Here is a 20,304-nt window from a genome sequence, read left to right on the forward strand (position 1 = left end):
AGCAATGACGAGAACCCGCAAACCGGGCGTAAGCCGCCGCGCGACATTGGCGATGATGGGCGCCGGGGCCGTAACATTTGCGACACCCTGGGTGGCGCGCGCGCAGGCCAAGACCATCAAGGTCGGCATGCCGACCATTCTCTCCGGACGCGTGGCGCAGCTCGGAACGTCGTCGCGTAACGGGGTGATGCTGGAAGTCGAAAAAGTCAATGCTGCCGGCGGGCTGGCCGGACGTCAGGTCGAAATGGTGATCCGCGATTCCAAGGGACAGCCGCAGGAAGCCGCCCGCGTCGCCCGCGAACTCGTCAATACCGATGGATGTGAATTGCTGATCGACGCGGAAGCGTCATCGGGTGCATTCGCGGTGCATGAAGTGGCGCGCGATCTCGGCGTGCTCTGCCTTCACACCAACTCGGAAACCTCGGCGCTGACGGCCGATCCCAAGCAGCACATTCCCAACGCGTTCCGCACCGCGCGCCAAGGCGTGCATGACTCGATCGTCGGCGGCAGCTACGCAGCGGCGATCGCCAAGGCCAAGGGTCTGAAGAAATGGGCGACCTGTTCGCCCGACTATGCCTATGGCCGCGACACCACCGGCGAATACGTGACGTATCTCAAGCGCTTCGCGCCCGACGTTGAGATCATTAGCGAGTCCTGGCCCAAGCTTTTCCAGCCCGATTACACCGAGGTGGTGACGAAAATCCTGCAGGCGAAGCCGCAGGCGTTGTATTCCTGCCTGTGGGGCGGCGACCTCACGTCCTACATCGACCAGGCTAATATCTACGCGCTGTTCAGCCAGATGGAGGTGTTTGCGGTCAATATGGCCGACTACACCGCGCTGACGGTGGTGAAGAACCTGCCGAAGGGCATTCACTCCGGCAACCGCTACATCAAGACCTATCCCGCAACCCCTGAGAACGCCGCTTGGGGTGACGCTTACAAGGCGAAGTACAACGAATATCCCACCAACTGGTCATGGGAGAATGCGACCGCGATCATGCTGTTGGCGGAAGCTTCGAAGAAGGCGAATTCAGTCGACGGCAAGAAGATTGCGGAGGCGTTGCGTGGGTTGAAGATCAAGTCGCCGTTCGGCGCCGACGGCACCGTCACCATGCGCGCCGAGGACCAGACGCTGGTTGGCTATGCGATCGGCTGGGGAACGACGATCCCGCAAGAGCCTTACGTGCCGCAAGTTCAGGCCGGCGACTGGAAGACGATCTTCGAACTCGAAGCCGAGTGGAAGAAGACCAAGGGCTACACCTGATCGATTGGCGAAGAGCGGAGGCGGTGTAGCCGCCTCTGCTTGCTGCCGAGTGTTTCTCGCGCGCCCCGGTTGGCACGCTGCAATGGATGTTTCCCTTGGATATTGACGCGCTTACCGGCTGTCTCGCCAGTTCTGCCTGCCTGGTGACGCAAACCACCAGCGGCTTCATCATCGGCATGTTGCTGTTCCTGGTCGCCGTCGGGCTGACGCTGATCTTCGGCGTGCTCAAGGTGGTGAATTTCAGCCACGGTGCCTTCTATATGTTCGGCGCCTATTTCGCGATGACGGCCTACCAATACACTGGCAGCTTTGCGCTGGCGATGTTGTGCGGGGCGGCCGGCACGGCCTTGCTTGGCCTGATCTTCGAGCGCGTGTTCATGAGCCGCGTCTACGGCTCCGACGTGCTGATGCAGTTGCTCGTCTGCTACGCCTTTGTGCTGATCTTCGATGACGTGGTGCGGATGATCTGGGGGCCGGAATTCAAGTCGATGGGTATGCCGGCGGCATTCCAGGTGGCGCCGCTGTTCATCGCCGGCGGCGTGGTGCCGCCGTATTATTTGCTCCTGATCGGCGTTGCGCTGGTCGCTGCCGTGATCCTCGGGCTCGGCCTTGCCCGCACGCGAATTGGCAAGGTGATCCGGGCGGCCGCGCATAATCCGGGCATGGTGTCTGCGCTCGGCATCAACACCGGCCTGATTTATGGCGGGGTGTTTGCGTTGGGCGGCATGCTGGCAGGCCTTGCTGGCGCGCTCGCCGCACCCGTGCGTTCGCTGACGCCGGGCATGGGATTTTCCGTCCTGATCGAATCCTTCATCGTCACTGTGATCGGCGGCATGGGCTCGATCCTGGGGGCGCTGATCGGCGCGATCCTGATCGGCATGATCCGCTCGTTCGGATCGCTCGGCTTTCCCTTGTTCACGGAAGGCCTGATGTACCTGTTCATGGTGATCGTGCTGGTGTCCCGGCCCACCGGCCTGTTCGGCAAGGAGGTCGCATGACCGAGCTGCAGGCCGAACAGGGGGCGCCGGCACTCGATGTCCCCCACACCGAAGCAAAGCCGCGCCGTAATCGGGATGCCCTGATTGCACTTGCGGTCTTTGTCGTGCTTGCGCTGTTGCCGATGGTCTTCAGCAGTAAACTGCTGCTCGACTTCGTGATCCGCTGCGCGGCCTATGGGCTGTTCGCGACGTCGCTCAACCTTCTGGTCGGTTACACCGGCCTGACATCGTTCGGCCATGGCATGTTCTTTGGCCTTGGCGCCTACGGCTTCGGGTTGATGATGCAGAAGACCGGTGTTCCCATCCCTGTGGCTTTCGTCGCAACGTTGGCGATCACGTTTGTCGTCGCCCTCGTCATTGGCGCCATCTGCGTGCGACTGAAGGAAATCTATTTCGCCTTCGTGACGCTGGCGTTCCAGATGCTGATCCACTCGACCATCCTGTCCTGGGTATCGCTGACCGGCGGCGATCAGGGATTGCGCGGTGGCATTCCGCGTCCGGCCTTTTTCGGTATCGATTTGTCGAACCATGTGCATTTGTACATCACAAGCTGCGCACTGCTGGTGATCGGGCTTCTACTGATGCGTCAGATCGCGCAATCGCCGTTCGGCTATACCTTGCGGATGATCCGCGATAACGCCAGCCGCGCCAGCTTCGTCGGCATCGATGTCTGGCGCGCAAAACTCACGATCTTCGTGCTGGGGGCGCTGTTTGCCTCTACCGGCGGCGTCATCATGGCGCTGTTCGTCTCCGGAGCCTATCCGGAATTCGCCTATTGGACCATTTCGGGCGAGGGCATCTTCATCAACATGCTCGGCGGTGTGACTACATTTCTGGGGCCGATGGTCGGCACCGTGCTGCTCCTGATTCTCAACGATACCGTTACTCGTTGGACCGACTATCACGGCATCGTGCTCGGGATCGTGATCCTGTTCTTCGCCATCGGCCTGCGGAAAGGCTTGATGGATTTTGTTGTCGAGTGGTATGCGCGACGCCGCGAAGGTTCGGGGAAGTAGCCATGCTGGAGATACGCTCCCTTTCGAAATCGTTCGGCGGCGTCAAGGCGACCGACAATGTGACGCTCGATTTTGCCGACGGTTCGCTCACCGCCGTGATCGGCCCCAATGGCGCCGGCAAGAGCACGTTCTTCAACCTGATCACCGGCGCGCTGAGGCCCGACTCCGGACAGATCCTGCTCAACGGCGTCGACATGGCCGGGCGATCGCCGCCCGAGATCGTGCGTCACGGTATCGGCCGGGCGTTTCAGGTAGCCAGCATTTTTCCGTCGCTGACGGTGCAGGAGACCATGCTCGCCGCCGTCTGCGCCGATCAACGGCGCGCCAGCGTGCTGCACCGGCGCTTCCCGTTGGCCGAAACCCGCGACCGCGCCGAACAAGCGATGGAATTATTGGGGCTGACCGGCAAGCGCAATCGCACCGCGGCGACGCTGTCGCATGGCGATCAGAAGCTGCTCGATATCGCACTGGCGCTGGTGCTCGATCCCAAGGTGCTGCTGCTCGACGAGCCGACCGCCGGCATGGGCACTGAGGAGCGCTGGCGGATGATCGACAAGGTGAGGGAGCTCTGGGAGACGCAGAAGATCACGGTGGTGTTCATCGAGCATGATATGGATATCGTGTTCAAGATCGCGCCCGAGATCGTCGTGCTCTGCTATGGCCGCATTCTCGCAACTGGCACGCCGGATGCGATCCGCCGCAACGAGGCTGTGATCGAGGCCTATCTCGGCACCGAACATCACGCCGGAGCAGCGGTATGAGCGCGCAGCCGGTCGTGCAGGTCGAAGACCTCGACGTCTATTACGGCACCAGCCAGATCCTGTTCGGCGTCGCCCTCGCGGTGCGGCAGGGCGAGACCATGGCGCTGCTCGGCCGCAACGGCGCCGGCAAGTCCACCACCATGAAGGCGATCATGGGGCTAGCTCCCGCACGCCGCGGCAAAGTCACTTTGCGCGGCAAAGTGGTGTCCGGGCTGAAGCCACACCACATCGCGCGCGCCGGTCTCGGCTTCGTGCCGGAGGATCGCCAGATCTTTCCCGAGCACACGGTCGAGGACAATCTGGTCATCGGCGCCAAGAAGGGGCCTGATGGCGAGGACGAGTGGCCGATCCGGCGCGTTTACGACGTGTTTCCGCTGCTGGAGCCGCTGCGGCACCGGATCGCGGGAAGGCTGTCGGGTGGCGAACAGCAGATGCTGGCGATTGCGCGCACGCTGATGGGTAATCCGGCGCTGTTGCTGCTGGACGAGCCGAGCGAAGGACTGGCGCCGATCATCGTGCAACGGATCGGAGAATTGCTGCGGCAGCTTCGCAGCACCGGCGCCACGGTGCTGATCGCCGAGCAGAACATGCATTTTTGCCTTGGCCTTGCGAGCCACGCGACGGTTATCGATAAGGGCCAGATCGTCTACACATCCGGGATCGAAGAGCTGAAAGCCAACGACAACATTCGTCAGCGCTACCTCGCGCTGTAGCTTTCGGCCGATCCGGGAGAAGAAATGACCATCGAACGCAAGCTATCGCCGACGCATGAGGCGCCGTATGCCGGCCTGCGCGTGCTGGATTTCGGGCAGGGCATCGCCTCGCCCTATTGCGCGATGCTGCTCGGCGTCTACGGGGCCGACGTCATCAAGGTTGAGCCGCCGCAGGGCGATTGGTCGCGTTTCCTCGGAACGACCTATGGAAGCCATACCACGCTGTCGGCGGTCTATAACCGCGATCGCCTGGAATGCGTAGACCCCGGTGACGACGTCGGAGATCGTGGTGCCGACCCGATGCGGGGTGCCGTCGTTGCCGACATTGATCGACACCAGGCCGGAGAACGCCGCAACGACGCTGTTCGCGCGCGCAACCGTCGGCGCCGGGCGCTGGATCGACGTCAATCTTTGCCAATCGACTTCCGCCCTGCTTGGTCACAAGGTCGCCGAACATATTCTGGAGGCGGCGGGCCACGTGCGCTTAACGTCCCGGCGGGCTTGTATCAGACTGCCGACGGCTGGATGATGGTCACGTTGGTGAACGAGCCGCAATACAAGCGACTGTGCGCAGCCATCGGCCGTGACGACCTCGCCAGCGATCCGCGCTTCGCCGATTTCGTCCGGCGCGCGGACGCCGTGGATGCGCTGATCCCGCAGTTGCGCGAGGTGTTTCTGACCCAGCCGACGGATGCCTGGCTTGCGCGCCTGCATGCCGCCGATCTCATCGCCGAACGGATCCTCAATCCCGGAGAATGGCTGCGCAACGCCCATGTCGAGGCGACCAGGGCAGCGGTCTGCCAGCAGACGCCGGGCGTCGGGCCGGTGTACTCACCGCGGACGCCGGGCATTGCGAGCTTTTCGGAGGATGACTTGCGCCCCGCGCCTGATATAGGCCGGGACAGTTACGAGGTGCTGCTGGAAGCGGGCTTCGAGCGTGGCGCCATCGACGATCTGGTCAAGGCCGGCGCGGTCCGCCAGGCCAAGGGAGGCACGGTATGAGCACCGATCTCGTTCGTTATTCCGTCTCGGGCAATATTGCCGAGATCATGCTCGATCGCGGGCCAGTCAATGCGCTCAGCATGGACCTGATCGATGCGCTGCTGGCGGCGCTTTCGAAGGCGAGGGACGACGAAGCGGCGCGCGCCGTCGTCATCGGAAGCGCACACGATGCCGAGATCGACCGCGCCAAGGCCGAACATTAGATCGCCGGAAGTCAGATTTCCGGCTTTTGCGCCGCAGACTTGCCGTAATTGTCTTACCAGACTACCTTAGGTATAACCTCTCAAATCGCAGTAACTCCCTTAACGCAGCCGTCGCTCTGCAGGCCCCTGCATCCGGCCGACGGATTTGAGTTATAACGCGAGGTAATGAGTAATGAAGATTCTTGTTTCGGTCATTATGCTTGCCATGTCGGTCTCGACGCCGCCGCATATGGGAATCGTCACGGGTGGTGCGGCTGGCACCTACATCAAGATTGGCGAGGACATCAGGAAGATCGTCGAACCGAGCGGCGTCTACTTGCAGGTTCTTGAATCGGCCGGCTCTATCCAGAACGTGTTCGACGTTCGCAAGAAGCGCGGTGTGCAACTCGGTATCGTGCAGTCGGACGTGCTCGAATATATCCGCGACATTTCTGACGACCAGGAACTGAAAGTTATCGCCACCAAGCTTGCTGCCGTTTATCCGCTTTACAAGGAGGAGGTCCACGTTCTCGGTGATCTTTCCTTGAAAACGCTGCAGGACTTGCAAGGCAAACGTGTTGCGATAGGTCCTCAAAGAAGCGGCACTTACCTGACTGCAAAGACGATTTTCTTCCAGACGGGAATCACGCCCTCGAAAGAGGTATTTCTCGGCGGCAAGGAAGCGCTGGATTCGCTGCGCAAGGGCGAAATCGATGCCATGTTCTATGTGGCCGGCGCGCCGGCGACGCTGTTTTCGGAGAACACAACAGTCGATGATAAATTCCAGCTCATCGGGTTGGACGACAAAGCCCTCGACAGCTATCTCACGGCAGTCATCCCGGCCGGCACATACAAATGGCAGGAAACCGAGGTGAGAACGGTAGCGGTCAAAGCCGTTCTGATGACGTTCAACTACGCTGGCGAACAGTGCCAGAATGTGGCCAAGGTGGCCAAAATTATCCGCGAGAACAAGGCTTGGTTGGATGTCAACGGACACCCGAAATGGCGCGAAGTGAATCTCGACGAGAAATTGCCGAAGTGGCCGCAATATGAATGTGTGGTGGCAATGCAGGAGCGCGCGCTGCCCAAGCCAAAGGGCCCGGATATCAAAATCGTGCGCTAGTTTTTTGGCCTGCGCCTCGGTCAGCGGACCTGGTATGCAATTGAAGCGCCCTCAATTTGAATCGCATTTCTCATTGCGGCGCGGATCTTCAGTCCCGGCGAATGGCTGCACAACGCCCATATCGAGGCGACCAGGGCAGCGGTCTGCCAGCAGACGCCGGGCGTCGGGCCGGTGTACTCACCGCGGACGCCGGGCATTGCGAGCTTCTCGGAGGATGACTTGCGCCCCGCGCCTGATATAGGCCGGGACAGTTACGAGGTGCTGCTGGAAGCGGGCTTCGAGCGTGGCGCCATCGACGATCTGGTCAAGGCCGGCGCGGTGCGCCAGGCCAAGGGAGGCACGGTATGAGCACCGATCTCGTTCGTTATTCCGTCTTGGGCAATATTGCCGAGATCATGCTCGATCGCGGGCCAGTCAATGCGCTCAGCATGGACCTGATCGATGCGCTGCTGGCGGCGCTTTCGAAGGCAAGGGACGATGAAGCGGTGCGCGCCGTCATCATCGGCAGCGCCCACAAGGTGTTTTGCGCCGGGCTTGATCTGGACATCGTCCGTGGCAAGCCCGGAATCGAGACCAAGAAATTCCTCGAACGGCTGTATTTCGCGCTCAACGATACCCAGTATCGCATGGGCAAGCCGACCATCGCCGCCGTCGACGGCGCGGTGCGCGCCGGCGGCATGACGATTGCGATCTCCTGCGACATGATCATCGCCGGCGACGCCTGTACCTTCGGCTATCCCGAGATCGATGTAGGCCTGATCCCCGCCATTCACTTCGTGCAATTGCCGCGCTTGGTCGGCAAGCACCAGGCTTTTGGTCCGCTGTTCCTCGGCGAACCCTTTGACGCCGCGACAGCCTTTCGCATGGGATTGCTCAGCGAAGTGGTGCCGAAGGGGACCGCGCTTGAGCGCGCGCGAGAGGTCGCAGGCAAGTTCGCCGCCAAATCCTCCATCGTCATGAAGATCGGGCGCGATGCCTTCGTGCGGGCGGTCGACGCCGACTTCCGCCGCTCGGTCGAAAACGCCGCCGAAAGCTTTGCGCTTGTCGCAACGACCGAGGACTGTCAGGAAGGCTTGAATGCGTTCGTTGAGAAGCGCACACCGAACTACAGGGGACGCTGATGGCTGGATTGTATTTCGAGGAATTCGAGGTCGGCCGGGAATTCCACCACGAGTTCAGCCGCACCGTAACTGAAATGGACAACACGCTGTTCAGCCTGCTGACCATGAATCCGCAACCGCTGCATATCGATGCGCATTTTGCCGAAAGCACCGAATTCGGCCAGCGGCTGTTCAACAGCCTCTATACGCTCGGCATCATGATCGGCATGAGCGTCTACGATACGACGCTCGGCACCACGATCGGCAACCTCGGCATGACCGACGTCAAGTTTCCAAAGCCGGTGTTTCACGGCGATACGCTCAAGGCCCACACCAAGATCATCTCGAAGCGCGAAAGCAAGTCACGCCCGAACCAGGGTATCGTCGAGTTCGAGCACACCATGACCAATCAGCGCGGCGAGGTGGTGGCAAGCTGCCGCCGCACCGGCCTGATGCACTGCAAACCGAAGGCATAGGCTGATGCGATCGTTCCTGTTCGTTCCCGGCGACAGCCTGCGCAAGTTCGAGAGCGCCAAGAAGACCGCGGCTGACGCGCTGATCCTCGACATCGAGGATTCGATTGCGCCGGAAGAAAAGGCCGGTGCGCGGCGAACGGTGCGCGAGATGCTCGACGCCCGCAATCCGAGCCAGAAGACATATGTTCGCGTCAATGCGCTCGACACGGACATGACTCTTGGCGACCTCGCGGCCGTCATGCCGGGCCGGCCCGACGGCATCGTGCTGCCGAAATGCGCCGGCGCCGCCGACGTCAACCGCCTGTCGCTGTATCTCGATGCCTTCGAGGCGGCCGCCGGGATCGAGCATGGCTCTACGAGAATAGTGACGGTGGCGACGGAAACGGCGAGGGCGGTCCTCAAGCTGCTCGACTTCGAGAACATGAGCCCGCGGTTGTGGGGCATGATGTGGGGCGCCGAGGATCTTGCGGCCTCGCTCGGCGCGTCGCGGAACCGGACAGCAGGACGCTTCCACGGGCCGTTTCTGCTGGCGCGCGATCTCTGCCTGATCAGCGCGGCGGCCGCCGGCGTGGTTGCCATCGACACCATTGCGACCGACATCAACGACCTCGATGCGCTTCGGGAAGAGTCCATCGCTGCGCGTCAGGATGGTTTCCTTGCCAAGGCGGTGATCCATCCCAAGCATGTGGACGTCGTCAATGCCGCCTTCATGCCGACGGACGAGGAAATCGCCTGGTCGGAGAAGGTCGTGAAGGCGTTCAACGAGAATCCGACTTCAGGCGTGGTGAAGATCGACGGCAAGATGATCGACAAGCCGCATCTGCGCGCTGCGGAGAAAATCCTGGCGCTGCGGGGGCGGTAGCCGAAATCATTTAGCCGGGATGGAGCGCAGCGAAATCCGGAATCCATCCGATATCCGGCCCCGGATTTCGCTGCGCTCCATCCGGGCTACAAATCGGCCTTGATCGGATTGACAGTGTAACACGATCGGCAGCAAATGCAGCCAATCAACAAGAAGGAAAACACCATGGTTGACGCGCTGATCATCGACGCATGCAGGACGCCGCGGGGCGTCGGCAAGGCCGGCAAGGGCGCCCTGTCGGGCATTCATCCGCAGCAGCTCGGCTCCACGGTTTTGCGTGCGCTGGCTGATCGCACCGGCATCAATACCGCTGATGTCGATGACATCATCTGGGGTACCAGCTCGCAACGCGGCCAGCAGAGCGGCGATCTCGGTCGGATGTCGGCGCTCGATGCCGGCTACGACGTGCGCGCCAGCGCGGTGACGCTGGACCGGTTTTGCGGATCCGGCATTACCAGCGTCAACATGGCGGCCAACTCGATCATGTCGGGCTCGGAGGACCTCGTGATCGCCGGGGGCACCGAGATGATGTCGATGGAAGGCCGCCGCGGCGAGGGGCCGTTCATGATGGACAACGGCAATCTTCGCCTGCGCGCCCGGCACCCGCAATCGCATCAGGGCGTCTGCGCCGACGCGGTGGCGACGCTCGAGGGCATCACGCGGCAGGACGTCGATGGACTCGGCCTCGAAAGCCAGAAGCGGGCGGCGGCCGCTATCAAGGGCGGACATTTCGACAAGAGCCTCGTGCCGGTCTACCGCGAAGACGGCAGCCTCGCGCTCGACCGCGAGGAATACCCGCGGCCGCAGACCACGCTCGAAGGGCTGGCCGGCTTGAAGCCGGCGTTTCCTGCGATTGCTGACTATGCGCTTGACGACAAGGGGACAACCTACCGCAAGCTCATCCTCGACAAATATCCCGACCTCGACATCAATTTTATGCATCACGCCGGTAATTCCTCCGGTGTCGTGGACGGCTCGGCGGCCATCTTGCTGGCGTCGCCGAGTTACGCAAAAGCCCATGGCCTGAAGCCGCGCGCCCGCGTCGTCGCGATGGCGAATATGGGGGACTCGCCGACGTTAATGCTGAACGCGCCGGTGCCTGCCGCCCGCAAGGTGCTGGCCAAAGCCGGCCTCACGCTCGACGATATCGATCTTTTCGAAATCAACGAGGCGTTTGCGGTCGTCGCCGAAAAGTTCATCCGCGACCTCAAGCTCGACCGCGAGAAGGTCAACGTCAATGGCGGCTCGATCGCGCTCGGCCATCCCATCGGTGCAACCGGATCGATCCTGATCGGCACGGTGCTCGACGAGCTGGAGCGGCGCGATCTCAAGCGGGGGCTGGTAACGATGTGCGCGGCCGGCGGCATGGCGCCGGCGATCATCATCGAACGGGTCTGAGCGACTGCTCGATCTAGGCAGCCGGGAACAGGAGCTCAAACGCAACGCCTTGATCGGACGGCAGTAGCCGTATCGATCCGGCGTGGCTGGTCATAACGGCCTGGACGATGGCCAGCCCCATTCCCGTGCCGCCTGTGTCGCGGCGTGTCGTGAAGAAGGCATCGAAGATCTTTTCCCGATTCGCTTCGGATATCGGATCGCCATCATTGCTGACCGTCATTCTGACGGATCCATCTTTCTCGATCGCTTCCAGCCGCACAGTCTTCGCGTTGTGACGGATGGCGTTGTCGGTGAGGTGCGACAGCACGATCAGCGCTTTTTCGCTGGACATGCCGATTGGACGCTCGAGGCAGCCGGTTGCCTCGATCGCTCGCGTCGGGAAGCGGCTCTTCAATCCTCCGACCACCTGTGACAGTTCGGTTTGCTCGTTCTGCGGCGCGGCCTCGGCGCGCGCCAGTTCGCGCAGCCGCTGGGTCATGGCTTCGAGGCGCCCGGTGTCGCCCAGAATGTTCGATATGAAATTCTTCTGCTCCATCCGGGTAAGATTGTCGGACTTGCTTTGCAGCGAATCCAGCAGCAGTTCGGCGGCGCCCTTGATCGATGTCAGGGGCGACTTCAGTTCATGGGTGAGGTGCGCCGAAAACGTCGCGATGTAGTCCGACCGCCGCGCCAACTGCTCGGCCATGTCGAGGAAGCTGTGCGACAATTGGGCGAACTCGCGCGTGCCGTAATGGGCGAGCGGTTGAAATGCGTCGCGATCGCCGCGGCTGATGCGCGCGGCGCGATCGACCAGCTCGCGCATCGGGCGGGTGATGGTTCGGGAGAAAACCAGGCCGATGGCGATGGTGGCCAAAATGACCGTCAGTCCCGCCAGAATGAACTTGCGGCGCTCCTGATAGAGATGATCGAAGATGTTGCTCGGCGTTCGCGAGGTATAGATGACACCCGCCACGTGGTTGTTGGCGATCACGGGCATCGCCGAAAACACGTGCACGCCGACGCCGCGGCTGATCGAGTAGATCGGAGGCGGCGGCTTGTCCGGTTTGCGAATCCGCAAGGCTGCCCGGTATTGTCCTTGCAGTGCCGTGGCCACTTCCTCGATATGGGCGAGCGATTGGCCGACCTCGTCGCGTCCGGCGATCACGACGCCGCGGGGATCGAGGATGCGGAATCCGGCCAGCGTGACTTTCTGCGTTTCCAGGATGATCGGCATCAGGCTTGTGCCGATCTCGACATAGGCAGCCGAGGCAGGCGCGTTCGCGGGAAGGGCGTTCGGCCGCCGGCGGAGTAGATCGCCGCCGGCGGCAAGATCGAGCGCGGGCCGGATCGGCGTCAACTGGTCTTCGCGATCGGGGCGCGCCTGGGGTGGAATTTCGGCGCCGAGGGCAATTCCGCCCCCGAGACGGGCTTCCACTTCCCGCGCATAAACTGCGGCCAGCACCCGGCTTTGTGCGATCAGCTCCGCTTGGGTCTGATGAATGAGCTGGTTGTCGTAGAGGCGAAAGAAGAACAGTCCGACCAAAGGCAGCATCGCCGCAGCGGCAAGCGCAGTAAAAATGACCTGCCCCACCGACGGTCGCCATTTTTCGCGTGTGCGGGGTATCATGCCAGCGGCTCGCATCGGCCGAGCTTGAAGCCGACGCCGTGAATGGTTTCGATGACGTTGTCGCAGTTCACGGCAGACAGTTTGGCGCGGATATTGCGGATGTGGCTGTCGATGGTGCGGTCCGACACCTGGATGTTGAGCTGATAGGCGGCGCTCATGATCTGCTCGCGGCTGAAGACAAGCGTCGGCCGTGTCAGAAATGCCCTGAGGATTCCGAACTCGATGGCCGTCAGCCGAAGCGGGGTTCCGGCAAACTCGGCGAGATGCTGTTCGGGGTCGACGGAAAGCCGGCCTTGCGACAGCGCGGCCATGGACGCCTTGGCATCCTGCCCGCGCGAAGCCATGCGACGCAGGATGACGTTCACCCTTGCTACCAGTTCGCGCGGGCTGAAAGGCTTGGTGACATAGTCGTCACCACCGATCTCCAGGCCCAGGACGCGATCGATCTCGTCGTCGCGGGCGGAGAGAAAAAGGATCGGAACGTCCGAGGACTTTCTGATTTCCCGGCAGACGTCCAGGCCGTCGAATTCCGGCATGCCGATATCCAGAATGATCAGATCCGGCCTGTCGGCGGCGAAGCGGGTTAACGCCTCCTTGCCGTCGCGCGCCTCGAAGACAGTCATCCCGGCCTTCTTCAGTGCAACACGGATGACCTCGCGGATGTGCAGGTCATCGTCGACGATAAGAATGCGGTGCGTCAAAGGTCTCTCCGGGAAGTCGTACTAGCCTGTGGTCGAACTCTTTGGGGCGTCCAGGATGCGCTGCAGCCGCCAACTTCGGAGGCCCCAGCTGCGCCAGGATACCACCTCTCTTCGTTGCTGTTCTACAAGGCTACCACGGCGGGAAACAAGGGTGGGATCGAGCCCGCGAAAGGCAATGGCCCGGTCGATCGCCGGCAATGCCTGCGGTCCGAGGGAAAACAGATAGTTCATGTCGATCCACACGCCCTTGCCGGCGGCTTCGCGGCTATGGCTGACATTGTAGTCGGCGATGATGGCGGCGAAATTGACCAGCGAGCAGATGTAGAGCGTTGCCGTCAGGGTGAGGAGGTTGGCGCGGATCAGCCAGCCATTCGAGCGGTTCAGAACGATGCGGGCAACGATAAGCACGAGTCCGAACGCGACCAGTACCATCCAGATGAAGGCCGCGACGCGCCACCAGGTCAGCAGATAGATTTGAACATAGAGGTCGAGGCGCAGGATCGATGACAGCACCAGCAGGACATTTTGCGCCACCCATAGATAGACCAGCGGCCGGATTACCCCTGATTGCTCGGCCGGCCCACCGGGCCGCATGGCGGCCAGAACGAAGCCGGCCGCCAATAGCGCCGTGACAATGAGGGGATAGGCTCCCCGGTGCGCATATGAAGCGTAGCTGATATCAGCCGGCAGGGTCGCGTTGCCCCAGAGATAGGCGACGTCGAGAACGGTTTGAACGGCGAACAGCAAATTGAACAGGATCAGCGAACGGAGGATCGTCGCAACACCGAAGAAGTCATTTTGGCCCGATGGTATTCCCTGCGCCAGTGCCGCAGCTTCGGCTAAACCTGTCGGCATCTTGCGCTTGCCGCTCCACCGGACGTGGATGAAGGGCCATACGATCGACAGCGCCACAGTCCAAAACAGTACTCGTCCGAGGCTCACGTAAGAAGCCGTGTTACCCGGGTTCAGCAAGCCGATCCACTTCTCGAGCAATGGATTGGCCGATACCAGCAGAAATACGAAGATGCCGCCGAAAACGATCGGAACGAACCAGACGGCAAACCCGGTCCTCAGTGCCGGCAGATTGAACGCGCCGATGGCGTCGCGGAAAAATCTGAAGGGGCCGACCAGATAAAGATCGCATAACGCCGCGGCTCGTTCGGGCAGACGATGCCGATCGCGATTGGTCGTCAGCAGCAGGCCTACGCCGAGAGCCAGCACCATGAAGGTCAGAGACGCGACGTTGAATTCCTCGATAGCGGGGACAAGGGCGGCCAGCAGGAGAGCGCCCGCCGGCAGTGCCTGGCTTCGGTTCAAGATTGCGAGGTTGGCGAGTAGCGAGCCGCAGGCCACGGCGACTGCAAAGATGGCGGCCGATATTCCAATGCCGTGCCCGTAGAACAGCCAGTCGGCCAGCGCTGCCAGCGCGAGAACAATGGCTGCTTTGACGGGAAAGGTGCCTTCCTGAACGGAGCCGGCATTGGACGCCGGCGCGATGAAATCAGCCATTATTGCGCTACCTGTCTGGAGAGGAAAATTGCAAACCAGCGCCGTCGTGGGCCGCTCGCAAAGCCACCACCCGTCGTTGGCTAATCTCGTGGGAACAGGCATTCGATCAATCGCCCCTGGCTTGCAGTTCGGACTATCCGATGCGGTTGTGCAGTTGCTTGGAGCATCCTCTGCAAGAGTTCAGGATTCTTATGCAGTTTCCGTGCAGGCGCGCTTATGCGCTCGCGCATGCCGGGTAAGTTTGATACGGGCAATCGTCTCGCCCCGTCTCCGCAAAGCCCCCAAACTTTTTCATGCAAATCCTCAAGCGTATCGGCATCATCCTCGTTTGGCTCGCCGGACCAGTCTTCGTTTTCGCAGCTGTCAACAAGAACGACCCCTACCTGATTGCGCTGCGGGGGCCAGGAAACATTGTTCTGGCGGCAGCGAGCATCATTGCCGTGGTGGTCCTCATCCGTCGCGGCTATTGGAGGCGAGGCGTCGCCGGACGGTTGCTTATTCTGCTGTGGTGCCTGCCATCGCTGTCGATGCTCGGCGCGCATACTTCGTTTGAATGGCGCAAGCGGAGCGTCTTGCAAATCGGCGCTGCACAGGCGCGAAGCCTTGGGCGACACTTCATCGTGGGATACTCGTCATTCCCTGAGGTGGCCGTTCTTGCCGAGAAGGGCCTGATCTCCGGTGTCTACATCACCAGGCACAATATCGCGGGATCGACGGCGGCGCGTCTGAAAGAAGAAATCTCCGCGCTGCAAGAAAAGCGGCGTGCTGCCGGCCTGCCGCCTCTGATCGTCGCCGCCGACCAGGAAGGCGGCATCGTATCGCATCTGGCGCCGCCCTTGACCAAGTTGCCGGCGCTATCGACCCTTGCGAGCCTGGCGGTGGATGTTCGCGCCGAGAGGGCGGAGGCGTTCGGGCGTACGCACGGGCAGGAGTTGGCGGCGCTCGGCGTCAACATGAACCTCGCGCCGGTCCTGGATTTGCGCCCCGAGATGAAGCGCAACCGGCTCGATTTCAACACGCTGATTCGCTACCGCGCGATTTCCGATGACCCGGCCATCGTCGCCGATATCGCGCGAGCTTACGTCAACGGGCTGGAAGCGTCAGGCGTTGGCGCGACGGTCAAGCATTTTCCGGGGCTCGGACGCGTACGAACCGACACCCATCACTTCAGCGCCGATCTGGATACGCCTCTGGAAGAACTCGAAGCGTCGGACTGGCTTCCCTTCAGGAAGGTGCTGGCCGGCTCGAAAGCGCAACTGATGATCGGGCATGTCACGCTGACATCCGTTGATCCGGATCGCGCGGCGTCGCACTCCAAACGGGTCGTCGACGGCATCGTTCGCAAGAAATGGAATTATCAAGGCGTCGTCATGACCGACGACCTCGTGATGGGGGCGATCTATCAACGCAACGTCTGTACGGCGGTGGTCGAGGCGCTCAATGCCGGTGTCGATCTGCTGCTGGTCGCCTTCGACGGAGCGCAGTTCTATCGCATCTTTACCTGCGCCGTGGCGGCGTCGGCCGAGGGAAGGCTCGACGCCGCCATGTTGGGCGACAGTGATATGCGGTTGAAAGGGGTATTCCCCAGGGAGCGCCAAGGCCCACGGTATTCTACGACATCGAACACTGCTGCTCCGGGAGTACTAGCCCGCCCGATGACTGATTGATCGCGCGGGCCGCTTGGCTTTTCGCGCCATGTGGGTCTTGCCAATTTACATATGATTGCGTGAGGCCTCGCCGGTGCTGCCAATGATGGATTGAAGCAAAAGTGAAATTCTCTTTCCCGAGCAGGCTCTGATCACCCAATGAGGGCTAGCGCAGCGAGAACGCATTTTTCAACTGCACCAGGAATGTCACTACCCAGGCGCACGCAAACATGCCCGCGAGACCAAGCGCCGTTCTGCGATCGATCAAAGACAGGCTTGTCCACCACCATACCCGGTAAAGCCATATTCCCGTCGTGGCCACGCCAAGCAGGCAGACCAGCATCTTGAGAAAGGATGAGTTCGCGACACCTAAAGCACCGAACAAGAGCGTTGCTGGAACGAGAAACATCGTGCAGGCGGATATCAAAGTCTCGTTCATGGGTCCTCAAGACATCAACGAATCGCAGGCTACATATGCAGTTTGCAGCAACCATTGCCCTTCCGGAAGGGACATCGATGCGCAATTCCGCCGGCGGCTCGACGGCGCGGCCGTTCGTGGCCGGGCTGCGCTGGCTTGCTGATGTAGTCGAAGCTTTTCGATCGCGCTGCGTGGACAGCGATATGATGTGATCAGCGGTGGTGCAGGAAGCCCGGCGCGAATTATTTGGCGAACCGGCCTTCCTCAGGTAGCCCCGTCATTGCCTGGGTCCGGAATGCTGGCTTGTGATCCTGCCGTTTGGACCACGACACGTAGTAGGCCACGCCCGTCATGATCAAAATTCCGGCAAAGCTAACCAGGATGTGCATCGCGAGCGAATCCGGGCCCGTGATCAGGACAAGGTGTCCGGCAAACGAAAGAAACACGCCGGCGCAAAACACCGCCAGCCACTCCTGGCCGCATTTGATGGCCGGCTGCAGCATCTGCCATCGGAAACCGGACCAGTCGCGCGGCACCATGTAGGCAAACAGAAAAGCCAAAGCGAGAAAGTGAAGTACCCTGTGAGGGGCGAGGTTTTCCTTGTCGTTGGGAAGAAAAGCATCGCGCAGGAGATCCGGGACGATGTCGGCTTGGGGAAATTTCCCTGCCACCGTTACCACCAGAGCAAAGAGCAGGTACAGCCACGCCGCACCGCGCAGCACTGTGAGATCCTGAAGCTTGTGTACGGCGCGGATTTGATTGGCGCCGCTCAATGCAAGCCAAGCGCCGAGCACAAACAGGAGTTGCCAGCAGAACGGGTTGAGATACCACCGTCCGTCCGGAAACGCAGAAAAATTCCAGTCGAATTGGCGGGCTGCGAAGTAGAAACCAATCGACCCAGCCATGGTGACATTCGGTCGGCGCACCATGCCGAACAGAACGAACGGCAAGACCGCCATCAATACAATGAACAGTTGCAGCACTTCGAGGTTCAGCGGCTTGGCCCGAAGCAGCAGGCCATGAATCAACGTCCGGACCGTATGGTCGACGATTCCCGTGACGTTGAATTCGCCGATAAGTGCGGGCGCCGCGGATTGGCGCGCGACATATCCGATCAGATTGATGTAAATCACGAATAGGACGATATAGGCGGCGTATAGCTGCCACAGCCGCTTGAAGATACGGGTTGCCGTCACGACGAAGCCGCGCTCCAGCATCATCTTTCCATAGAGGATGGCGGCAGTGTAGCCGCCGACGAATACGAACAGGTCGGTGGCGCCGCTGAATCCGAAGTTGCGCATGGTCAGCAGGCTGACCGCATTGTGCGGAACGTGATCCAGAAAGAGAAACCAGGCCGCGAAACCAAGCAGGAGACAGAGTCGAAGATCGCCGTCGCGCGCGGCGAGCTCAGCCTTCATTGACGGATACATTCTGGGTTAAGAACTTTGCAAGTCGGAGGAATTGAATCGCGAATCTAGCGCGATTGTCCGCACCGTCGGAATAGACTTTGCGTGAAGAATAATTAAGCAAGTTGTCGGCGATTCAAGCCTGCCCAACAATCACAATGTTTTGAGGGAATAGCGCGGCGCGGTCGAACATGGGTCACACCCGCTCGTGTTTGCGCAAGTCGCGGATGTGATCGAACTGGCTGGCTTGCAGATCGGCGCCGGCCGGGCCGATGTCGGGCAGGGCCGCTTCGCTGAGAATCTCGGCGGTGATGTCCTCGACCGAGCAATCCGCGATTTCATGGATGAAGCTGATGTTCCTGTATTCACCCGAGGCGATCCGGGAGATGACCTCGCGCCTTGTGATTTCGGGATCGACGATGGCCTCGCGACCGCGGCGGCCGTAGTCGATCATCACGACGAAATACTGCATGCTGGCGATCTGACCCTCATCCCGTGCATCGGAATCGACGATGGCATTATTTCTGAAAAACGGAAATTAGTCAAGTAATAATTCGGAAAAACAGAAATGCTACCGTGAAGAAGGACAGGCGGTCGCGGGCATCGGCAGAATCAGTCGATTCGGCAATTGCGACGGCGATCGCTATTTGTCCGGCGTGCGGCCACCCGCTGCCCTTGTCGCCTTGCGCGACCGGGCCGCCGCCTTGTTGCGCAATCGCTCGATCTGGCCCCTCGGCAAGGTGACGCAGATCTCGCCGATCCATTCCAGCTTTACGCCGGTGATCGGCTTGGCATTGAAACTCGTGAGGTTGACCGAGGTCGATGATTTCCCCCGCTCGATCGTCTTCAGATAGCGCTCGCCGGTCTTCAGGCGGACAGCAGCCTCCTCGCCGTAGAAGCTCGACAGCGGGTGACGTTGCTCGCGATAGACTACGATAATATCGCCATTCTCGTACTTTGGCAGCATGGAATCGCCGGCCACCTCGAAGGCGATGGTCTCTTCGGCGATCGGGAAGGGCAGTTCAACCTCGCCGAGGCCTTCCGGCGGCACCTGCTCATGCTCCGGCTCGATCGAGGCGCCGGCGCCGACGCGGCCCATGATCGGCACCGAGCTCAGTTCGAGATATTCGATGATCGGCGCGATCTCAGACGCCTTGATCAGGCGTAGCCCGGACAGGATTTCGGAAACCGCGCCAGGGCGAACGCCCATCGCGGCGGCCAATCCGCCCTTGGTCTTGCCCGGCTTTTCCAGCCCCCGTTCGATCAACCTGATGTCCAGCATGGCCAAACCTTTTCGAATTTCAGAAATGATAGCAATTCCGATTATCAGAAATCAAGCTTGACTTTCATTTCGGAATATCAGAAATTGATTATCGGCGTCGGGCGGCGTTGACAAGAGTAAGGACAACAAATGGAACTGTCGAACTGGGCGCCCGAGCACTCGGACGCGCTGCGGGAATTTATTGCCAAAGGCATGACCTTTTCGGAAGCCGCGCGAGCCATCAATTCACGATTCAATACGTCCTACTCCCGCAGTGCTGCGCTCGGACGCGCCCGGCGCCTGGGGCTGGGACCGGACGATCGCCAGCAACCGTCGATGCCGACCAAGCCTGCTGAGTTGCACGAGATCGCTGAACCCCGTCCCAGCGATTTCAGGACGCTTGCGCTTCCCTGGCCGACGCCGGTGTTCAAAGAGATCAGGCCGGTCAAGCTGCGTTGTGTGGCGATCGAACCGCGGCATCTCTCCCTGATCGAACTGGAGCGCGGCGACTGCCGCTATCCCTACGGCGGCGATGAAGAGGGCGAAGCCATTACTTTCTGCGGTCATCCGCGCCGCCCGGGTTCGAGCTATTGCACTCCCCATTTTCATCTGAGCCGCGATCCGATCGTGCCCGCCGAACGTGCTGTGAGCACTATTTCATTGCTCGTGGTGGAGGTGGCATGAAGAACACTGCTGTCACAGGCGTGGCCGAGAGGCTGAAACGGCTGCCGCGCTGCCATCGGATCGCTCATCTGCGCGTGCTGATCGGACTTCAGCCGGTGGGCTGCGGCCGTAGGGACGAATTATCCGAACTGCTACGTGACGAGATATCGAGCGCATCAAGCGAATAGATCTTCTGGTC

At 61.0% G+C, this 20,304-nt stretch carries 23 protein-coding genes; 16 read left to right on the forward strand and 7 right to left on the reverse strand.

The window, feature by feature from the left end:
• The first annotated feature begins 4 nt into the window (after positions 1-4).
• The 13 genes from V1294_RS13655 to V1294_RS13715 all read left to right on the forward strand — a co-directional run bounded on the left by V1294_RS13655 (position 5) and on the right by V1294_RS13715 (position 10,895).
• On the forward strand, positions 5-1,264 hold the full coding sequence (locus tag V1294_RS13655; protein WP_334497756.1) for an ABC transporter substrate-binding protein: 1,260 nt from the start codon (positions 5-7) through the stop codon (positions 1,262-1,264).
• Positions 1,265-1,359: 95 nt separating this feature from the next.
• Positions 1,360-2,262: a branched-chain amino acid ABC transporter permease gene (locus V1294_RS13660; protein WP_334497759.1), complete on the forward strand. Its 903-nt coding sequence runs from the start codon at positions 1,360-1,362 to the stop codon at positions 2,260-2,262.
• Entirely contained in the window at positions 2,259-3,278 is a 1,020-nt protein-coding gene (locus tag V1294_RS13665) for a branched-chain amino acid ABC transporter permease (protein ID WP_334497761.1), read from the forward strand. The genes V1294_RS13660 and V1294_RS13665 overlap by 4 nt, the downstream gene beginning before the upstream one ends.
• 2 nt (positions 3,279-3,280) lie before the next feature.
• Positions 3,281-4,039, forward strand: a complete 759-nt coding sequence (locus tag V1294_RS13670) for an ABC transporter ATP-binding protein (RefSeq protein ID WP_334497763.1) — start codon at positions 3,281-3,283, stop codon at positions 4,037-4,039.
• Complete coding sequence (locus V1294_RS13675) at positions 4,036-4,752, forward strand: ABC transporter ATP-binding protein (RefSeq protein ID WP_334497765.1); 717 nt, start codon at positions 4,036-4,038, stop codon at positions 4,750-4,752. The genes V1294_RS13670 and V1294_RS13675 overlap by 4 nt, the downstream gene beginning before the upstream one ends.
• A 24-nt stretch (positions 4,753-4,776) precedes the next feature.
• Entirely contained in the window at positions 4,777-5,754 is a 978-nt protein-coding gene (locus tag V1294_RS13680; RefSeq protein ID WP_334497767.1) for a CoA transferase, read from the forward strand.
• Positions 5,751-5,957, forward strand: a complete 207-nt coding sequence (locus V1294_RS13685; protein ID WP_334497769.1) for an enoyl-CoA hydratase-related protein — start codon at positions 5,751-5,753, stop codon at positions 5,955-5,957. Before V1294_RS13680 ends, V1294_RS13685 begins: the two co-directional genes overlap by 4 nt.
• 172 nt (positions 5,958-6,129) lie before the next feature.
• Positions 6,130-7,059, forward strand: coding sequence for a TAXI family TRAP transporter solute-binding subunit (locus V1294_RS13690; protein WP_334483144.1), 930 nt, complete (start codon positions 6,130-6,132; stop codon positions 7,057-7,059).
• Positions 7,060-7,278: 219 nt separating this feature from the next.
• Positions 7,279-7,407 carry a hypothetical protein gene (locus V1294_RS13695; RefSeq protein WP_334497771.1) on the forward strand — a complete coding sequence of 43 codons (129 nt, stop codon included), beginning with the start codon at positions 7,279-7,281 and terminating at the stop codon, positions 7,405-7,407.
• A complete protein-coding gene (locus V1294_RS13700; RefSeq protein WP_334497772.1) occupies positions 7,404-8,180 on the forward strand; it encodes an enoyl-CoA hydratase/isomerase family protein in 777 nt (258 codons plus the stop codon). The genes V1294_RS13695 and V1294_RS13700 overlap by 4 nt, the downstream gene beginning before the upstream one ends.
• Positions 8,180-8,635, forward strand: a complete 456-nt coding sequence (locus tag V1294_RS13705; protein WP_057852944.1) for a MaoC family dehydratase — start codon at positions 8,180-8,182, stop codon at positions 8,633-8,635. Before V1294_RS13700 ends, V1294_RS13705 begins: the two co-directional genes overlap by 1 nt.
• A 4-nt stretch (positions 8,636-8,639) precedes the next feature.
• Positions 8,640-9,497: an HpcH/HpaI aldolase/citrate lyase family protein gene (locus V1294_RS13710; RefSeq protein WP_334497778.1), complete on the forward strand. Its 858-nt coding sequence runs from the start codon at positions 8,640-8,642 to the stop codon at positions 9,495-9,497.
• A gap of 165 nt (positions 9,498-9,662) precedes the next feature.
• Positions 9,663-10,895, forward strand: coding sequence for an acetyl-CoA C-acetyltransferase (locus V1294_RS13715; protein ID WP_334497780.1), 1,233 nt, complete (start codon positions 9,663-9,665; stop codon positions 10,893-10,895).
• 13 nt (positions 10,896-10,908) lie between these two features.
• Here V1294_RS13715 and V1294_RS13720 read toward each other — a convergent pair whose 3' ends face one another.
• From V1294_RS13720 to V1294_RS13730, 3 genes are read right to left on the reverse strand one after another with little or no spacing between them, the layout of a single operon-like run.
• On the reverse strand, positions 10,909-12,501 hold the full coding sequence (locus V1294_RS13720) for an ATP-binding protein (RefSeq protein ID WP_334497782.1): 1,593 nt from the start codon (positions 12,499-12,501) through the stop codon (positions 10,909-10,911).
• Positions 12,498-13,202 (reverse strand): response regulator transcription factor, encoded by a 705-nt coding sequence (locus V1294_RS13725; protein ID WP_334497784.1) that lies wholly within the window; start codon positions 13,200-13,202, stop codon positions 12,498-12,500. Before V1294_RS13725 ends, V1294_RS13720 begins: the two co-directional genes overlap by 4 nt.
• Before the next feature lie 21 nt (positions 13,203-13,223).
• Entirely contained in the window at positions 13,224-14,711 is a 1,488-nt protein-coding gene (locus tag V1294_RS13730) for a DUF4153 domain-containing protein (RefSeq protein ID WP_334497786.1), read from the reverse strand.
• Positions 14,712-15,004: 293 nt separating this feature from the next.
• Between V1294_RS13730 and V1294_RS13735 the strand changes: the two genes are divergently transcribed.
• The gene (locus V1294_RS13735; protein WP_334497788.1) at positions 15,005-16,378 is read left to right on the forward strand and encodes a glycoside hydrolase family 3 N-terminal domain-containing protein; all 1,374 of its coding nucleotides are present in this window, start codon (positions 15,005-15,007) and stop codon (positions 16,376-16,378) included.
• Between the two features lie 145 nt (positions 16,379-16,523).
• Here V1294_RS13735 and V1294_RS13740 read toward each other — a convergent pair whose 3' ends face one another.
• From V1294_RS13740 to V1294_RS13755, 4 genes are all read right to left on the reverse strand, one after another.
• Positions 16,524-16,796 carry a hypothetical protein gene (locus V1294_RS13740; RefSeq protein ID WP_334497790.1) on the reverse strand — a complete coding sequence of 91 codons (273 nt, stop codon included), beginning with the start codon at positions 16,794-16,796 and terminating at the stop codon, positions 16,524-16,526.
• 221 nt (positions 16,797-17,017) lie between these two features.
• On the reverse strand, positions 17,018-18,205 hold the full coding sequence (locus V1294_RS13745; RefSeq protein WP_334497792.1) for an OpgC domain-containing protein: 1,188 nt from the start codon (positions 18,203-18,205) through the stop codon (positions 17,018-17,020).
• Positions 18,206-18,377: 172 nt separating this feature from the next.
• A complete protein-coding gene (locus V1294_RS13750; protein WP_334483112.1) occupies positions 18,378-18,653 on the reverse strand; it encodes a hypothetical protein in 276 nt (91 codons plus the stop codon).
• 171 nt (positions 18,654-18,824) lie between these two features.
• Positions 18,825-19,463: a S24 family peptidase gene (locus V1294_RS13755; protein WP_334497794.1), complete on the reverse strand. Its 639-nt coding sequence runs from the start codon at positions 19,461-19,463 to the stop codon at positions 18,825-18,827.
• A 129-nt stretch (positions 19,464-19,592) separates the two neighbouring features.
• On the opposite strand from V1294_RS13755, the gene V1294_RS13760 reads away from it, so the two are divergent.
• Both V1294_RS13760 and V1294_RS13765 read left to right on the forward strand, forming a co-directional pair.
• Positions 19,593-20,126 carry a GcrA family cell cycle regulator gene (locus V1294_RS13760; protein ID WP_334497795.1) on the forward strand — a complete coding sequence of 178 codons (534 nt, stop codon included), beginning with the start codon at positions 19,593-19,595 and terminating at the stop codon, positions 20,124-20,126.
• Positions 20,123-20,293 carry a hypothetical protein gene (locus V1294_RS13765; RefSeq protein ID WP_334497796.1) on the forward strand — a complete coding sequence of 57 codons (171 nt, stop codon included), beginning with the start codon at positions 20,123-20,125 and terminating at the stop codon, positions 20,291-20,293. The genes V1294_RS13760 and V1294_RS13765 overlap by 4 nt, the downstream gene beginning before the upstream one ends.
• Positions 20,294-20,304: the final 11 nt, after the last annotated feature.

The sequence above is a fragment of the Bradyrhizobium sp. AZCC 1678 genome (assembly GCF_036924765.1).
Taxonomy (GTDB): Bacteria; Pseudomonadota; Alphaproteobacteria; order Rhizobiales; family Xanthobacteraceae; genus Bradyrhizobium; species Bradyrhizobium algeriense.

Excerpts from the sequence above, each read along its gene's own strand:
- V1294_RS13680 (WP_334497767.1), top strand. The coding sequence starts at position 4,777 with ATGACCATCGAACGCAAGCTATCGCCGACGCATGAGGCGCCGTATGCC.
- V1294_RS13755 (WP_334497794.1), bottom strand. The coding sequence starts at position 19,463 with ATGCTGGACATCAGGTTGATCGAACGGGGGCTGGAAAAGCCGGGCAAG.
- V1294_RS13700 (WP_334497772.1), top strand. The coding sequence starts at position 7,404 with ATGAGCACCGATCTCGTTCGTTATTCCGTCTTGGGCAATATTGCCGAG.
- V1294_RS13760 (WP_334497795.1), top strand. The coding sequence starts at position 19,593 with ATGGAACTGTCGAACTGGGCGCCCGAGCACTCGGACGCGCTGCGGGAA.
- V1294_RS13745 (WP_334497792.1), bottom strand. The coding sequence starts at position 18,205 with ATGTATCCGTCAATGAAGGCTGAGCTCGCCGCGCGCGACGGCGATCTT.
- V1294_RS13765 (WP_334497796.1), top strand. The coding sequence starts at position 20,123 with ATGAAGAACACTGCTGTCACAGGCGTGGCCGAGAGGCTGAAACGGCTG.
- V1294_RS13675 (WP_334497765.1), top strand. The coding sequence starts at position 4,036 with ATGAGCGCGCAGCCGGTCGTGCAGGTCGAAGACCTCGACGTCTATTAC.
- V1294_RS13705 (WP_057852944.1), top strand. The coding sequence starts at position 8,180 with ATGGCTGGATTGTATTTCGAGGAATTCGAGGTCGGCCGGGAATTCCAC.
- V1294_RS13685 (WP_334497769.1), top strand. The coding sequence starts at position 5,751 with ATGAGCACCGATCTCGTTCGTTATTCCGTCTCGGGCAATATTGCCGAG.
- V1294_RS13655 (WP_334497756.1), top strand. The coding sequence starts at position 5 with ATGACGAGAACCCGCAAACCGGGCGTAAGCCGCCGCGCGACATTGGCG.
- V1294_RS13715 (WP_334497780.1), top strand. The coding sequence starts at position 9,663 with ATGGTTGACGCGCTGATCATCGACGCATGCAGGACGCCGCGGGGCGTC.
- V1294_RS13740 (WP_334497790.1), bottom strand. The coding sequence starts at position 16,796 with ATGAACGAGACTTTGATATCCGCCTGCACGATGTTTCTCGTTCCAGCA.
- V1294_RS13690 (WP_334483144.1), top strand. The coding sequence starts at position 6,130 with ATGAAGATTCTTGTTTCGGTCATTATGCTTGCCATGTCGGTCTCGACG.
- V1294_RS13730 (WP_334497786.1), bottom strand. The coding sequence starts at position 14,711 with ATGGCTGATTTCATCGCGCCGGCGTCCAATGCCGGCTCCGTTCAGGAA.
- V1294_RS13670 (WP_334497763.1), top strand. The coding sequence starts at position 3,281 with ATGCTGGAGATACGCTCCCTTTCGAAATCGTTCGGCGGCGTCAAGGCG.
- V1294_RS13665 (WP_334497761.1), top strand. The coding sequence starts at position 2,259 with ATGACCGAGCTGCAGGCCGAACAGGGGGCGCCGGCACTCGATGTCCCC.
- V1294_RS13750 (WP_334483112.1), bottom strand. The coding sequence starts at position 18,653 with ATGCAGTATTTCGTCGTGATGATCGACTACGGCCGCCGCGGTCGCGAG.
- V1294_RS13720 (WP_334497782.1), bottom strand. The coding sequence starts at position 12,501 with ATGATACCCCGCACACGCGAAAAATGGCGACCGTCGGTGGGGCAGGTC.
- V1294_RS13735 (WP_334497788.1), top strand. The coding sequence starts at position 15,005 with ATGCAAATCCTCAAGCGTATCGGCATCATCCTCGTTTGGCTCGCCGGA.
- V1294_RS13710 (WP_334497778.1), top strand. The coding sequence starts at position 8,640 with ATGCGATCGTTCCTGTTCGTTCCCGGCGACAGCCTGCGCAAGTTCGAG.